Annotated in this window: 13 protein-coding genes and 1 pseudogene; 13 read left to right on the forward strand and 1 reads right to left on the reverse strand. The window is 44.3% G+C overall.

Annotated features, from left to right (window positions below):
- Positions 1 to 15 precede the first annotated feature (15 nt).
- Both C5Z25_RS08305 and C5Z25_RS08310 read left to right on the forward strand, forming a co-directional pair.
- Positions 16 to 1349: pseudogene (locus C5Z25_RS08305) on the forward strand (dihydrolipoyl dehydrogenase family protein).
- Between the two features lie 201 nt (positions 1350 to 1550).
- The gene (locus C5Z25_RS08310) at positions 1551 to 2363 is read left to right on the forward strand and encodes a Cof-type HAD-IIB family hydrolase (RefSeq protein WP_105452216.1); all 813 of its coding nucleotides are present in this window, start codon (positions 1551 to 1553) and stop codon (positions 2361 to 2363) included.
- Positions 2364 to 2425: 62 nt separating this feature from the next.
- Here the strand turns inward: C5Z25_RS08310 and helD are convergent, their stop codons facing one another.
- Entirely contained in the window at positions 2426 to 4735 is a 2310-nt protein-coding gene (gene helD / locus C5Z25_RS08315) for an RNA polymerase recycling motor HelD (protein WP_105452217.1), read from the reverse strand.
- A gap of 411 nt (positions 4736 to 5146) precedes the next feature.
- Between helD and trpS the strand changes: the two genes are divergently transcribed.
- From trpS to C5Z25_RS08370, 11 genes are all read left to right on the forward strand, one after another.
- Positions 5147 to 6163 carry a tryptophan--tRNA ligase gene (gene trpS / locus C5Z25_RS08320; protein WP_105452218.1) on the forward strand — a complete coding sequence of 339 codons (1017 nt, stop codon included), beginning with the start codon at positions 5147 to 5149 and terminating at the stop codon, positions 6161 to 6163.
- Positions 6164 to 6367: 204 nt separating this feature from the next.
- Positions 6368 to 7366 carry a tRNA dihydrouridine synthase gene (locus tag C5Z25_RS08325; protein WP_105452219.1) on the forward strand — a complete coding sequence of 333 codons (999 nt, stop codon included), beginning with the start codon at positions 6368 to 6370 and terminating at the stop codon, positions 7364 to 7366.
- 131 nt (positions 7367 to 7497) lie between these two features.
- The gene (locus tag C5Z25_RS08330) at positions 7498 to 8415 is read left to right on the forward strand and encodes a Ppx/GppA family phosphatase (protein ID WP_105452220.1); all 918 of its coding nucleotides are present in this window, start codon (positions 7498 to 7500) and stop codon (positions 8413 to 8415) included.
- 27 nt (positions 8416 to 8442) lie between these two features.
- On the forward strand, positions 8443 to 9717 hold the full coding sequence (locus C5Z25_RS08335; protein ID WP_105452221.1) for a hydroxymethylglutaryl-CoA reductase, degradative: 1275 nt from the start codon (positions 8443 to 8445) through the stop codon (positions 9715 to 9717).
- On the forward strand, positions 9710 to 10669 hold the full coding sequence (locus C5Z25_RS08340) for an IpaB/EvcA family protein (RefSeq protein WP_105452222.1): 960 nt from the start codon (positions 9710 to 9712) through the stop codon (positions 10667 to 10669). The genes C5Z25_RS08335 and C5Z25_RS08340 overlap by 8 nt, the downstream gene beginning before the upstream one ends.
- Before the next feature lie 45 nt (positions 10670 to 10714).
- Positions 10715 to 11557 carry a DUF72 domain-containing protein gene (locus C5Z25_RS08345; protein ID WP_105452223.1) on the forward strand — a complete coding sequence of 281 codons (843 nt, stop codon included), beginning with the start codon at positions 10715 to 10717 and terminating at the stop codon, positions 11555 to 11557.
- Positions 11558 to 11722: 165 nt separating this feature from the next.
- Positions 11723 to 11926, forward strand: a complete 204-nt coding sequence (locus C5Z25_RS08350; RefSeq protein ID WP_105452871.1) for a hypothetical protein — start codon at positions 11723 to 11725, stop codon at positions 11924 to 11926.
- Between the two features lie 186 nt (positions 11927 to 12112).
- Entirely contained in the window at positions 12113 to 13459 is a 1347-nt protein-coding gene (locus C5Z25_RS08355) for a CitMHS family transporter (protein ID WP_105452224.1), read from the forward strand.
- Positions 13460 to 13516: 57 nt separating this feature from the next.
- Positions 13517 to 13855: a hypothetical protein gene (locus C5Z25_RS08360; protein WP_105452225.1), complete on the forward strand. Its 339-nt coding sequence runs from the start codon at positions 13517 to 13519 to the stop codon at positions 13853 to 13855.
- Positions 13855 to 14214: an acetyl-CoA carboxylase biotin carboxyl carrier protein subunit gene (locus C5Z25_RS08365; protein ID WP_105452226.1), complete on the forward strand. Its 360-nt coding sequence runs from the start codon at positions 13855 to 13857 to the stop codon at positions 14212 to 14214. Before C5Z25_RS08360 ends, C5Z25_RS08365 begins: the two co-directional genes overlap by 1 nt.
- A 13-nt stretch (positions 14215 to 14227) precedes the next feature.
- Positions 14228 to 15349: a sodium ion-translocating decarboxylase subunit beta gene (locus C5Z25_RS08370; protein WP_105452227.1), complete on the forward strand. Its 1122-nt coding sequence runs from the start codon at positions 14228 to 14230 to the stop codon at positions 15347 to 15349.
- Positions 15350 to 15362 lie beyond the last annotated feature (13 nt).

Below are 15362 nucleotides of genomic sequence, written 5' to 3' on the forward strand. Positions count from 1 at the left end.
TTAGGGGGTAAACTAATGACGAAACAATACGATGTAATTGTAATCGGTGGCGGTCCAGCTGGGGGTGCCGTGGCAAGTGGTTTAAAGGCACAAGGCAAGTCGGTTTTAATTATTGAAGCCGATTTATGGGGGGCACTTGTCCCAATCGGGGCTGTGATCCCAAAAAGATTCTGTTGAGTGCGGTTGAAGCAAAGCGCCGCGCACAAGATTTACAAGGCCACGGCCTGAGTGGTGTTCCCCAAGTGGACTGGACAGCTTTGATGACCACGAAACGTGGGTATACCGATGGCATTAATGACGGCACTTTACAAGGTTTAAAAGCCAGTGATATTGATACGTTACACAGGCAAGCATACTTTCAAGCTGATGGTCAGCTCACGGTTGATGGGACCGTGGTTAACGGCACTGATTATGTGATTGCCACTGGTCAACAACCGACGATTTTACCGATTGAAGGGCACGACTACTTTCAGACGAGTACGGATTTCTTAGACCTTGAGACTATGCCGAAGCGGGTGACCTTCGTGGGTGGCGGCTATGTTGGCTTTGAATTAGCTGGCATTGCACAAGCAGCGGGCGCCGACGTTCATTTGATTCACCATAACGAGCGGCCGTTGAAGGCTTTTGATCAGGATTTAGTGACGGCATTAATGGCGAATATGACGACCATGGGTGTCACGTTTGATTTGAATATCGGCATCAAACGCCTAACTAAACAAGCAGATGGCATTCATTTAACCGACGATCACGGCTTTGAATTGACAACTGATTTAGTGATTTGTTCAGCTGGACGCCAACCTAATATTGCCCATCTTGGGTTAGAAAATATTGGAGTGGCAACGAATCGCCGTGGCGTGCAAGTTAATGATCATTTGCAAACGACGAATACCCATGTTTATGCGATTGGAGATGTTAGCGATACGCCAGCACCGAAGTTAACGCCCGTCGCAGGCTATGAAGCACGTTACTTAGTCGGTGAATTAACCGCGCCTGGTATGGCTATTAGTTATCCGGTTATTCCGACGCAAGTCTTTTCAGAATTGAAATTGGCACAAGTTGGGGTCACGCCAACGCAGGCGGCGCAACAACCGGCACAATATACGGTTAACACGTTAGATATGACAAAATGGTTCACCTATTATCGGTTACAGACGCCCCAAGCGTTAGCTAAGGTCGTGATTGACCAGTCGACTGGCTTACTAGTGGGCGCCACTTGCCTAAGTGAGATTGCGGATGAAGTCGTCAATTACTTGATGATTTTGATTCAGAAGCAAATGACGTTACCAGAGTTACAACAATTGATTTGGGCGTATCCAACACCAGCTAGTGATTTACAATATTTATATTAAGGTGTTATCAAAAGCAGACTGCTAATTTTAGCGGTCTGCTTTTGTGCGTCAGGGATTAAATAAACGGAAAATGGCCCTAGCGAGTTTCAAAAATCGGCCCCGTTAGGTGCTGGATTATGCTATATTTAGACTAAACTCAAGTCACGACGACGGTTGCAACAGCGATGATGTAACCGAATTCGTGAATGAAAGGAATTTATTATGTCGATTCGTTTAATTGCTTTAGATATTGATGATACGCTGCTCAATTCGGAGGGTAAGTTACTACCAAGTACGATTACAGCCGTTCAACAAGCCCAATCACAGGGTATTAAGGTGGTGCTCTGTACTGGCCGTCCTTTAGCTGGCGTTCAACCCTATCTGACGGCACTTAACATTACCGGTGATGACCAATATGTGGTGACTTATAATGGTGCCGTGATTGAAGCAGTCACGGGGCGTGTCGTGGCGAAACATTTGGTGACTAATAGCTACTATCGTGAATTGACGGCGTTCGGGCAACAACAACATATCCCATTTAACGTGCTCGATGATGAAAGCGTCATCTATACGGCTGACTACGATGTGAGCTGGGTGACAGTCGTCCAAGCTTGGGAGAATCAGGCCGGACTCCTAATTCGCCAACCGGACGACTTACCAGCTGATTTTCAAATTACGAAGGGGTTATTCGTAGGGGAACCCGAACAATTAGATGCCATCGAACCGTTGGTTAAGCAAAAATTTGGCCAGTCCTTATACGTGGTTCGCGCCGCTGCTAACTTTTTGGAACTCATGCATCCAGGGGTCAGCAAAGGCCAAGCACTCCAAGATTTGGCACAGCTGTTAAAGCTTGATGCGAGTGAGATAATGGCAGTTGGCGATGAGCAAAATGACATCACAATGTTTGATTTTGCGGGGACGGCGGTCGCAATGGGCAATGGCTCAGCAGCTGCTAAGGCACATGCTAACCATGTTACTGAGACCAATGATGCTGACGGCTTGGCGGCTGCCATTCAACGCTATGCGTTAAATTAAAGCACATAAAAAATCGACTGATTGATTGGACAGGCCAATTAATCAGTCGATTTTTTGAATAATTAAACGCGAACTTGATGTTCGATGGTGAATAAGCCCGGCGCCATGCGGGCAATTAATGGCGAAACATCACCAACACTAAGTAAGGTTAAGTGGTGCATGGCACGTGATGCAATGGTATAGAGCAAGCCAACGGAGCGGTCATCCGGATAAGCCGTGGCAGAAACATCATAAGCAATCACGGCATCAAATTCTAACCCCTTGGCGAGATAAATGGGCATGATGATGACGCCTTGAGGCATGGTGCGATCGTTGTCAGCCATCAAAGTTGCGACGGTATGGTGTTTGAGATATTGATACACTGTTTTACTTTCAGACAGGTCTTTCGTTAAGATTGCGACGGTTGTGGTCTTAGTGAGTTGCCGGTTCACTTCAGTCAATAACCCTTTTAAGGCATTGGTCTCACCGTAACGCAACATGACTTTTGGCAGGTCACCTTCGCGGGTGAAGGCTTGAATTTGGTCGCCATCCGGTAGCAAGGCTTTAGCAAAGTTGGTGATTTGCATGGTTGAACGGTAACTCTTATTCAGCGTAATCAGGTTAACCCGGCGAACGTCGAACGCCGCCTTTAAGCGGGTGAGCAATTCCTTGGGGGCTTCGATGCCTTTGAACAAGGCTTGTTCACTATCACCAAGCAAGGTGAACTTAGCTAACGGAAAGGCATGTTTGATATACAATAATTGTGCAAGTGAATAATCCTGCATTTCATCAACAAAAATCGATTGCATCCGTCGATTTTGACCACTACCGGTTAAAATATCACGTAGGAGTAATAGTGGTGCACAATCAATTAGCGCAATCCGATGGTATTCAATGCCCGTTTGAAAGGTTTTTTGTCGCGCGGCCCATTGTTCAGCCGTAATAGGTTCTGGCCGGTCAATTTGGGCTAAAAAGTCGTTATATTGTTCGTAGGTATCGAGAAAATACCCATTATAAATAGCATCGTAAACTTGGCGGAGCCGTTTAGTCACAATCTGTTGTCCAATGTAGAAGACTTCATCGTCTAAAGATTGAAATTCACCACGACGTTTATGCCCGAGTAAGTCATGATAGGTTTCATCATTTAATTGATCGATAATATCGTTGACCCAATCAGCTTGTGCTTCGTGATCAATACGTTTTTTTAACTGTTTAATTAACGTATTCTTGAGTGCTAAAAATCGGTCGGCTGGCTGCATCGCAGCTGGTAAATCCATGGCCAACTGGGTGATAGTTTGCTTTGAAAAGAAGACCTCGCCATTGAAGACAATATCTGTAAACCGAAGCTCAGCGGCTGGTAATTCATGACAGTAGCGATCAACTTGTTGCATAAATGCGGCACCTTCCTGAAAGTCACGGATGGCCGGATTAAGGGTGGTCGCTTGGTGGTCTTGTTCGTAGCGTTCGAAGAGACTTTCAACGGTCAACCCTTGAAAACGAGCGCTTAAAAATTCAGCCAGTGTCACTTGCCGCATATTGCGTTCACCCAGACTAGGTAGCACTTCAGAAATATAATGACTAAAGAGGCGATTAGGTGAAAATAAAACCATCTGATCAGCTTCTAGCGATGCTCGTGAGTGATATAGCAAGAAGGCAATTCGTTGCAGAATAGCGGACGTTTTGCCGGAACCAGCGACCCCTTGAACAACGAGTAAATCACTGTAAGTGTCGCGAATAATATCATTTTGTTCTTTTTGAATCGTGGCAACAATATTTTGCATATAGGCATCATTTTGTTCGCCTAAGACGTTTTGTAAAATTTCGTCACCAACGGTTTCGTTAGTGTCGAACATATTTTTAATTTGACCCTGATTGATTTGAAATTGCCGTTTCTTAAGTAATTCGGTACTTTGTGTACCAGCCGGGGCTTGATACTGAACCTGACCTAACGTCCCATTGTAGTAAACGGATGAGATGGGAGCCCGCCAATCATAGACGAGGAAGTTTTGGTCGGCGTCGACGAAAGAAGCCGTGCCAATATATAGGCGTTCAGGTGTGTCATCTGGACTATCTTGAATATCAATGCGGCCAAAATAGGGCGAATTGCTGAGGTCTTTTAAGACGCCCACTTGCCGTTTTAAAATAGCTTCGGATTCAACTGCACGTTCCACCATTTGTTTTTGTTGTTGCAACGCAGCGTTGGTTTCAATGCGGTCATCCACTTCAAAGGTATTGACGGAGTTATTATCACCATAGTTTTTCTGAATTACATCGGTTTCAAGATGGGCTTGGTTTAAGAGATGATCGGTCTGTTTAGACCGTGCCTTAACCTGTTCAACGACTTGGTCCACCCGCTGTTGTTCTTGTTGCTGTTCTTGGTTTGATGTTGTCACTGATAACAGCCTCCAGTCTTAATTGTATCCATTTTGCTTGAATAATTTTAGGCGGATTTAGGGGTAGTGTCAATTAAAGCGCCTGGGTTTAACTTAATTTACGAAAGTAGGTGCCGACTGCTTGGGATTTGTTTTGACAGCGGTGCGTGTAACGCTTAAACTAAAGGTAAATGATCGTTGAAGAAAAGAACAGTAAGGCGTCCAAACAACAGAGACTTAGTGTGTGCTGAAAGCTAAGATGGACTAATGAATTGGCTTTTTGGAGATTCGGTGAAAACCGGGAACCCACCCTTATCGGTTGAATGAGTGGCAGAATAAAATTCTGCAATTTAGGTGGTACCACGGTAATGCGTCCTAATTGACTATTGTTTTAGTTGATGAGGACGTTTTTTTTGAAAGGAAGTTTTAAGTATGACAAAAAAAGTAATTTTAACGGGTGACCGTCCAACTGGTCGTTTGCACATTGGCCATTACGTCGGGTCATTACGGAACCGTGTGACGTTACAAAATTCAGGGGACTATGACTCTTACATCATGATTGCGGATAATCAGGCGTTGACAGATAATGCGCATGATCCTGAAAAGATTCGTCAGAGCTTGTTACAAGTGGCGATGGATTATTTAGCTGTTGGGATTGATCCTGAAAAATCAACGATTTTAGTGCAGTCACAAATTCCAGCGTTAACCGATATGATGAATCAATTCTTAAACTTGGTCACGGTGGCGCGGTTGAATCGGAACCCCACGGTTAAAACTGAAATTAAGCAAAAAGCTTTTGGTGAGAGTGTCCCAGCCGGATTTTTTGTTTATCCAGTGAGCCAAGCAGCTGACATTACAGCTTTTAAAGCGACGACAGTGCCCGTTGGTGATGATCAAGAACCCATGTTAGAACAAACGCGTGAAATTGTTCGGAGTTTTAACAAGACTTATCAACAAGCTGTCTTAGTTGAACCAGAAGGTTATTTTCCACCTAAAGGGTTAGGTCGAATTCCTGGGTTAGATGGGAATGCTAAGATGAGTAAGTCTTTAGGCAATGCGATTTATTTGGCGGATGACGCCGATACCGTCCAAAAGAAAGTTATGTCAATGTATACGGACCCAGACCATATTCACGTGGAAGATCCTGGTAAGGTTGCCGGCAATGTGGTTTTCACTTACTTGGATATTTTTGGCACGGACCAAGCTAAGGTTGCGGACTTAAAGGCTCAATATCAACATGGTGGTTTAGGTGATGTCAAAATTAAACGTTACTTAATTGAAGTTTTAGATGGTGTTTTACGGCCAATCCGGGAACGGCGGGCTATTTATGAAGCTGATCCAGCCCAAGTTATGGCAATCTTGAAAGCTGGCACAGCCAAAGCTAACGTGGTTGCTGATCAGACTTGGCGTGAGATGCAAGCGGCGATTGGCATTAATTATTTCGATTAAAACCTAAGTTCATTTAGGGTCATGTGTGAGTGTGAACATGAAATTGGCAGCCATTCTGGTTTTGAGAATGACTGCCGTTTTTTGGTTTCCCACCATCATTCAGCCACCTAACCGTATTAATTGTGTTCAAGCGCTGTTTTCGCCAATCAGGTGGAAGCATGATAGAATGATAACCAATTATAATTGATAGAGGAGCGTTTAGTAGTGACAGAATCAACATTTTGGCAAGCGTTGGCGACGCAGGCCCGTTCAGAACAGCGACCATTTTTTACGATGGCACCAATGGAAGCCGTTAGTAATACTGTTTTTCGGCAGGTTGTCGCACAAGCGGCAGCGCCTGATGCTTTTTTCACTGAATTCGTCTATGCGCGCAGTGTTACAGATGCGACAACGAAGTTCCCCATACATGGGCGGCTATATGTAGCACCGGCAGAAACTAAGGCGCCGGTTGTCCAACTTTGGGGCCAGACACCGGCTGATTTTGCGACCGCGGCCATGGCGGTTAAGCAACAAGGGTTTCAAGCCATTGATTTAAATATGGGCTGCCCGGATGGCACGATTATTAAGCATCATGGTGGTAGTGACTTGATTCGACATCCTGATTGGGCGGTCGAATGTATTGCAGCGGCCAAAACGGCTGGCTTGGCGGTGAGTGTTAAGACGCGGTTAGGCTATAGCAAAGTTACTGAGTATCGCGCTTGGTTAACAACGTTGTTACAACAAGATGTGGACCTATTAACGGTGCATTTGCGAACCAAGCAAGAGATGAGTAAAGTTGGCGCTCATTTTGAACTCATTGATGAGTTGATTCAATTGCGAGATGCGATTGCGCCACAGACTTTATTACAATTAAATGGAGATATTCCAGATTATCAAGCTGGGTTAGCTTTAGCGCAACAACATCCGGGATTAGATGGTATCATGATTGGCCGTGGGGTTTTTGCAAGTCCATTTGCATTTGCGAAACAACCACATCAGCAGACCTTAGCGGAGTTACTCGGGTTGCTACGACGGCAATTAGATTTGTTTGATGATTTTGCGACGCGCTATGATGTGCCGCGCTTTCCAGCCTTAAAACGGTTTTTTAAGATCTATGCCCGCCCAGAGTTAGGGGCAACGGCGTTACGGAACCAGTTGATGGCAGCGAAATCAACGACAGCTGTGCGGCAAATTTTGACTGATTTTGAAGCGCAATTAAGTTAATAGTCAATCAGGCTCACGACTTTTAAATGTCGGGAGTCTTTTTGATTGGCCTGCAACCTCACGCCCGCAACGCACCGGCTTTAATGTTAAAATAAAAATAATAACTAAAATGTAAAGTGAGCGTGGTGTTGATGGAAAACTTAGCAATTGTGGACTTGGGATCAAATTCGGCACGAATGGCAGTTAATCGCCTTCACCCCAATGGCACGGTTGAAGAAATCAAACGCGTCAAAGAAGACACGCGGTTATCAAAAGGAATGGGGGCAGCCCATATCCTACAACCAGCGGCGATTGAGCGGACCATCAAAGCCCTATTAAATTTTAAGCAATTGTATGTGCATTTACCGAATACCAAAGTCATCGGAATCACGACGGCGGCGGTTCGAATGGCTAAAAACCAGACCGAGTTCTTGGATCGGGTTAAAAAGGAAGTGGGCTTAGACCTCCAAGTCTTGGCTGGTGACGATGAGGCCTACTATGATTACTTAGGCGTTGCGAACTCGTTAGTCATTCAGGATTGTTTGATTTTGGATACTGGTGGGGCCAGTTGTGAACTGATTTTAGTAAAAGACGGTCGCAAGCAACAATTGATTAGTGTGCCCTTTGGGGCGGTGACTCTATCGGAACAATTTCAACTTGATGATTTGGTGCCCGCAGCTAATCTATTTCGGGCGCAGATGTTTTTGCGCAATCGGTTGGCGGATATTTGGTGGCTTAGTGAGGCTGTGCATTACCCGATTGTCTTATTGGGCGGGGCTAATCGGACGCTAGCACGAATCAATCGTCGGCGACAAAAAAAGTTAAAAGTAGAAGATATTCATGGGTATCGCTTAAAAACAGAAACGGTCTATCATACTTTTTTAGACTTATTAAACCGGTCGCGTCAAGGACGTCAGGATATTTCCGGGATGGAATATGGCCGGGCAGATATTATTGTCGGGGGCATGTTGCCGTTAGTCACCTTGTTACAAATGTTAGACAGTGACCGCGTGATTTTTTCAGAAAGTGGTGTCCGTGAAGGCATCATTTCAGAATATTTAAATCAGTAAACTGAATTTAAAGATAGGACTGATTATATGACGGCTGATTTTCGCCATTTTTATCAAAAAGATTGGGCTGAACGGACGGCCTTAGTCGCTGAACAAGCGCAGTTGTCGGCAACGGAAACTGCGCTGTTTAAACAGCATTATGACCCTAAGCATCGTGAGATTATTGAGAATTATTTAACGGATTATGCGGTGCCGATGGGCGTAGCCGTGAACTTTGTTGTGGATGGCACGCCGCGGCTAGTGCCGATGGTGACCGAAGAACCATCGGTGATTGCCGCAGCTAGTAACGGTGCCAAAATTGTGAAACGTGCCGGTGGCTTTAGCACGAGCGTGAGCCAACGTGAAATGATTGGTCAAATCGTATTGGAAAAAGTTGACGACGTGGTGGCAACTACACAACTGATTATGGCGCAGCAAACAGCACTTTTAGCTGTAGCGGATGCGGCCCATCCAAGTTTACAACGGCGTGGCGGTGGCGCCCGACAATTACGTATTCGGCGCTTAGGTCAGGGTTATTTATCAATTGATTTATTGGTTGATGTTCAAGCTGCGATGGGTGCTAATATGCTAAATAGTATGTTGGAAGCCGTTGCCAAGTCGATTGGTGTGCTAACCAAACATAATGCGTTGATGAGTATCTTGTCTAACTATGCAACGGCGAGCTTGGTTCGCGCCAGTTGTCGGCTACCAGTTAGTCTATTACAAGCGGGGCGTTATTCAGGTCAATTAGTGGCACAAAAGCTGGTAGCGGCCAGTACCGTGGCACAGTTAGACCCGTATCGGGCAACAACGCATAATAAAGGTATCATGAATGGAATTGATGCGGTCGCCATGGCAACGGGAAATGATTGGCGCGCGTTAGAGAGCGGGGCCCATGCGTATGCGGCCCGCGACGGTCAGTATCGGGGCCTGAGTACCTGGACATTGGCCGGAAAAGAGCTGGTTGGCACCTTAGAATTGCCGTTACCGGTGGGAATTGTCGGGGGGTCAATCAAAATTAATGCGCTGGCCCAACTGAATCAACGCTTATTGGGCGTGACGACGGCCACTGAATTGGCTAAAACCATGGCAGCAGTAGGCTTAGGTCAAAACTTGGCGGCTTTGCGGGCGCTAGTGACAACTGGAATTCAACAAGGCCATATGCACTTGCAACTGAAATCGTTAGCGTTAGCGGCCGGTGCGACCACCGCTGAGTTACCAGTAGTATTGCAACGTTTGGAACAAGCACCGCAACAAGACTTAGCCACGACCCAACAACTTATCGCCACTTTAAGGCAATCAAAGGAAGAGACGCATGACTAAAATTAACTTAAATCAAGCAGTATCGGATTTATTAACAACGACGAATTCATTATTTCCGGGGAATGTGACCGTAACTTTTGGTGAGACGGTTTCTGGATATGTGCGACATGACCAAGCGCAACAAGTGATGACGGCGGGGGACATTGAGATTCATGTTAGCGATGTGACAGCGCCAAATTATACGGCATCACATGAACTCTTACATTTATTATTACTGTTACAAGGTTTTCCACAAGTGACCTTTAATCTAACCACTAGAAATGATCAACTGGATGAACAGCTAATGGCAATCGCAATGGAATTGTATGATTTGGTGGCACACATTCTTGTGGTTCAAAAACAACGCCAACATGCATTAATCGATGAGGATATTGAAGACCGCTACTTTAGTGGGGTTGCGGCAACGATTGATCCAGAAAATCCGCAAAAAACGGATGCGATGATGACATTACGGTTGTTGACACTAACGGATTTGTTAGTCTTTTTTGATGGTCAACTGACGCCAACTCGAGCTGATAAAGTCGCCGCTGATTATCCACAAGCTTGGGCGGCTGCCCAACAGTTATATGCCGGGATGACGGCTAAGCCAGTGACCACACCTTTTGCGATGCGGCGTGCGGTCGTTAAATTGTTCAATGCGTTCGATGCCCAGATGACGGCATGGCAGCTACCCTTACTACATGGTAGTGAATTCGTGACGGTTCAAAGTGTGTTGAGTGAACGGCAATTACGGTTAGAAGTGCGGCAATTATTTGATGTTTATCATTCTGAAATGGTTGATAAGACCAAACATACACGTGCGTATATTGGGTTAAATAAAGGTGATCGGCAAAATGCGTTTGTCATTCCAGCGCCGGCCCAAAAACGGAGTGATGCTTTTTTCAAAACGCTATACGCAAAATCAGTAAAGGACTTATTAACTGAATTACAGGAACCGTTTACGATTCGATAATGGTCGTAATGAAGGTTGTTAATTTTTTGAAGGGGTGACCGTTTGATGATAACGATTGGGCTAACAACTTGGACGGAACATCCGCGCCTACTGGGCGGGACGGACAAATTAACTTTAACGGAATATTCGGGTGTCTTGCCGGTAGTTGAAGTTGATACACCCTTCTATGGTATTCCCAAACCAAGTACTGTTGCCAAGTGGCAAAAAGCGGTCCCGGCCAGGTTTCAGTTTATTCTTAAGGCGAATCAAACGATGACCTTGCATGATTCGTATGAAGATGGTATTTCGATGGATGCTTTGAAATTAGCTTATCGAAATTATCGGGCCATGTTAAAACCATTGCTACAGCATCAGCAATTAAAGGCGATTTTATTCCAATTTCCACCGTTTTTCGAACGCTCAACGCGTAATTTTCATTATTTACAACGGATGGTGACTTGGCTACCAGGCTTACCAATTGCAGTTGAGTTCCGGAATCAAAGCTGGTATGAACCCGGTGTGAAGGACTCAGTTTTAAGTTTTTTAAAGGACTTAGGTATTATTCACGTGGTGGTCGACGAGCCGCACGCCTTAAATGATGGCGTTAGCTTAGAACCAGTGGTGACGAGCCCTAAGCTTGCCATGATACGGTTGCATGGGCGCAATCAAACTGGCTGGTCGACTAAAGGGCCTAACTGGCGGGGACAGCGGACCTTATACCGGTATAGCGATACCGAGTTAGCCGAGTTAAAAGTTTTAGTTGAACAGTTACAATCCCAGACCCAGGAGGTTTGTGTTATTTTCAATAATAATGCCGGTGGTGATGCCGCGGATAATGCATTGGCACTAAAGACGTTACTGGGCGTTTCTTTTGGTGATTTAGGGCCGCAGCAGTTGGATTTGTTTTAGGTGCACAGAAGAACACTAAAAGAACAGGGTGCATTGCCTAAAGTATGTTAATCTGAGCTTATAAGTATGGATAGCACGGATGAACTAATTTAGGAGGTAATCCCGGTGGGAAAAGTGGATTCTAAAGATAATAATTTGGCTTTAAATCGGCATAAGTTTGCTGAAATGGTTGTGAATTCTCATCGCGTTTCGGATGACTTAGATCCTGAAGCGATTGTTAAACGCAAATTAACCTTATATTTAACAGCCTACTATATGGCTGAAAGATTTAATAAATTAGAAGATGGTCATTTTCACGGTGAAATGGGAACGGCGCATTATCAAAAATTGCTACAACAGTTAAAAGATGAAAAATTTGGTGACTGGTAGTCAAAGTAACCAGCTAAGCAAGCGTTTGAGCTAAACTCAGACGCTTTTTTGTTGGCTACTATTCAATATTATGTTGGCTTTTAGCTGGAAGTGTTCTTTAAGTGTGTTTACCCGTAAAAACGATATCGTAAACGCTTTCAATAGACTATGCTGGGCATATAGAGAACCTAAGGAGGAGCTGAAATCATGTTACTGACAATAATTTCTTATGCCATGATTGTCGTCTTCATGTTTATTATCATGAAGAAAAAGCTATCACCATTCACGGCATTAGTGCTAGTACCGTTAGTTTTTGCAATTATTGCGATGGTCGCCGGGGTTGCTAAAAAGGGAACCATCGGCGATTTTGTTTTGGAAGGCATCAAGACCACTGCCAACACGGGAATTATGTTATTATTTGCTATTCTTTATTTTTCGATTATGTTAGATGCTGGTTTGTTTGATCCGATTACTAAGAAAATGATTTATTTTGCAAAGGGCGATCCGATGAAAGTCTTGATTGCAACCGCAGTAGTGGCGGCTGCCGTTTCATTAAACGGTGATGGGACCACGACGACCTTAATTTGTTGTTCTGCCTTTATTCCAATTTACAAAAAATTAAAGATGCGGATGATGAATTTAGGAGTCTTAGTCATTTTGCAGAATACCATCATGAACTTATTGCCTTGGGGTGGCCCTACCGCACGGGCAATGGCTGTTTTAGATGTTGGCGCCAGCATCCTAGCCTATGTTTTGCCTGGCATGATTTTGGCGTTACTTTACGTTACTTTTATCGTTGCGCCGAGTATGGGTAAAAAAGAACGTAAACGGTTGGGTGTTAAACAGTTAACCCCTGCAGAAATTGAAGCGATGACGCAAGTGACTGATCCTGAAGTTGCGGATATTCGACGGCCACAGAACTTTATTTTTAATGGCATTTTAACGATTGTACTGATTGCCTGGTTAGTCGCTGGTTCCTTTATTAAAGCGTTAGAGATGCCACCATTGCTTTTATTCTTAGTGGGGACTTGTATCGCGCTAATGGTTAATTATCCTAAATTAAAAGATCAGTCGAAACGCATTGGTGCTAATGGTGGCGACGCAGTTCAAGTTGTCATTTTAGTTTTTGCGGCAGGGGTCTTCATGGGGATTTTCCAAGGAACCGGGATGGCAACTGCTTTGGCCCAAAGTTTTACCCAAATTATCCCGCATCAATTGGCCGGTTTTTGGGGACTCGTCATTGCAGTTATTTCGGCACTCGGTACCTTCTTCTTATCGAATGATGGGTTTTATTTCGGAGTCTTACCAGTCTTGGCCCAAGCTGGGCGAGCATATGGATTTACCAATATGCAAATGGCGTTAGCATCGTTAATGGGTCAGGCGTTCCATTTGCTCAGTCCACTCGTGGCTTTTATCTACTTACTACTACGGTTAACTGGGTTAGACATGGGGGCTTGGCAAAAAGAAACGGCCAAATATGCCTTAGGCGTTTTCGCAATTTTCGTGGTAACAATTCTGTTAACGGGGCATATGCCATTTTATATTCCGCAATGAGCGTTAGTAACAAATGAAAGCGATTCATCTGACTACCGTGATAAGGAGGTGACAAGGATGCCCAATTTTTTGCAACAATTATTTCATCATTCGACGGTACCAAGCACGAAGCCTTTGCCAGCTGTGGGTAGCAAAATTAATGAACTGAATAATGCTGAGTGGGAGGTCGTGCCAGAATATATTGCTGTTGATCCCCATGAACAAGTCATGCCGGCATTAATCGCCGCTAGCGTGGTGACTGATCAAGCGCCGAATAGTCACTTGGTTTTAAAACAGTTATCTGTTCAAAATCCTGAGGCCCAATTGGTGAGCATTATCACCAGTAGTTGTGCATTAGAGCTAGGCGATGGCACATTTGTTATTAAATCAATTAGAAAGCGAGTTGACCGGCACTAATGTTACGTAAATTCAAAATTACAATTGACGGTAAAGAATATTTAGTTGAAATGGAAGAAATTGGTGGTCGCTCGTCACAACCAGTGGTCCCAGCCCCAGTAGCTGCAACGGTAGCGCCAGTTAAATCCTCACAACCAGCTGCGGATACTACTGCGATGGTAGCACCAATGCCAGGGGCAATTATAAAAATATTAGTGGCACCTGGTGATCAAGTGACCGAAAATCAACCACTAATGGTGTTAGAAGCGATGAAAATGGAAAATGAAATTGTGGCTAATCAAGCGGGAGTAGTAGCCGCCATCTATGTGACTAAAAATGATACGGTCAATGCCGGTGACGCGCTAATTAAACTTAGTTGAAGGGAGTAAGACTGTGGAGACATTGATTCAAGGGATAACGTCAATTACCTTAGGCCAAATTGCGATGATGCTAATTGGTGGCATCTTAATTTATTTAGGCATCAAAAAAGAATATGAGCCAACTTTACTAGTTCCAATGGGACTAGGCGCTATTTTGGTGAACTTTCCTGATACAGGCGTTTTAACGCAAATCGTTGGAGGAACTAAAGCAGAAGGGGTCTTAGATGTTCTCTTTAAAGCCGGTATTACCACGGAGTTGTTTCCATTATTAATTTTCATCGGGATTGGTGCCATGATTGATTTTGGTCCCTTATTACAAAATCCATTTATGCTCTTATTTGGCGCTGCGGCTCAATTTGGAATTTTCTTTGTCATTATCGTAGCCGTTTTATGTGGTTTTGATATTAAAGAAGCCGCCTCGATTGGTATTATCGGTGCGGCAGATGGGCCGACTGCAATTTTTGTTTCTAACCAGTTAGCTCAAAACTTACTGGGACCAATTACGGTGGCAGCCTATTCATATATGGCATTAGTCCCTATTATCCAACCATTGGCGATTAAAGCGGTCACCACCAAAAAAGAACGTCAAATTAGAATGACTTATAAGGCTGAAAGTGTTTCTAAAACGACAAAGATTCTGTTCCCAATAATCGTCACTATTCTGGCGGGCTTTATTGCGCCAATCTCGTTACCGCTAGTTGGTTTTTTGATGTTTGGCAATCTATTGCGGGAATGTGGCGTTTTGGATCGGTTAGCAGCTACGGCGCAAAATGAATTGGTTAATATTGTCAGTATTTTATTAGGATTAACCATCTCCGTGAAATTACAAGCAGCACAATTCTTAAACTTACAAACTTTGATGATTATTGCTTTTGGGTTAGTGGCATTCGTCATGGATTCCATTGGTGGCGTTTTGTTTGCCAAGTTATTAAATGTTTTTCGACAAGAAAAAATCAACCCCATGATTGGAGCTGCCGGCATTTCAGCGTTCCCAATGTCTAGTCGGGTTATCCAAAAAATGGCTTCAGATGAAGACCCTAAAAACTTTGTCTTGATGTATGCCGTGGGGGCCAATGTTTCAGGCCAGATTGGCTCGGTCATTGCAGGTGGTCTATTGTTATCGTTCTTTATGTAGAGAGGAGCCGGTA

This window comes from Lactobacillus sp. CBA3605 (assembly GCF_002970915.1).
Taxonomy (GTDB): Bacteria; Bacillota; Bacilli; order Lactobacillales; family Lactobacillaceae; genus Lactiplantibacillus.

Coding starts and splice junctions, on each gene's coding strand:
- C5Z25_RS08345 (WP_105452223.1), top strand. CDS start 10,715: ATGATAACGATTGGGCTAACAACTTGGACGGAACATCCGCGCCTACTG.
- C5Z25_RS08365 (WP_105452226.1), top strand. CDS start 13,855: ATGTTACGTAAATTCAAAATTACAATTGACGGTAAAGAATATTTAGTT.
- C5Z25_RS08330 (WP_105452220.1), top strand. CDS start 7,498: ATGGAAAACTTAGCAATTGTGGACTTGGGATCAAATTCGGCACGAATG.
- trpS (WP_105452218.1), top strand. CDS start 5,147: ATGACAAAAAAAGTAATTTTAACGGGTGACCGTCCAACTGGTCGTTTG.
- C5Z25_RS08350 (WP_105452871.1), top strand. CDS start 11,723: ATGGTTGTGAATTCTCATCGCGTTTCGGATGACTTAGATCCTGAAGCG.
- C5Z25_RS08310 (WP_105452216.1), top strand. CDS start 1,551: ATGTCGATTCGTTTAATTGCTTTAGATATTGATGATACGCTGCTCAAT.
- C5Z25_RS08355 (WP_105452224.1), top strand. CDS start 12,113: ATGTTACTGACAATAATTTCTTATGCCATGATTGTCGTCTTCATGTTT.
- C5Z25_RS08340 (WP_105452222.1), top strand. CDS start 9,710: ATGACTAAAATTAACTTAAATCAAGCAGTATCGGATTTATTAACAACG.
- C5Z25_RS08360 (WP_105452225.1), top strand. CDS start 13,517: ATGCCCAATTTTTTGCAACAATTATTTCATCATTCGACGGTACCAAGC.
- C5Z25_RS08335 (WP_105452221.1), top strand. CDS start 8,443: ATGACGGCTGATTTTCGCCATTTTTATCAAAAAGATTGGGCTGAACGG.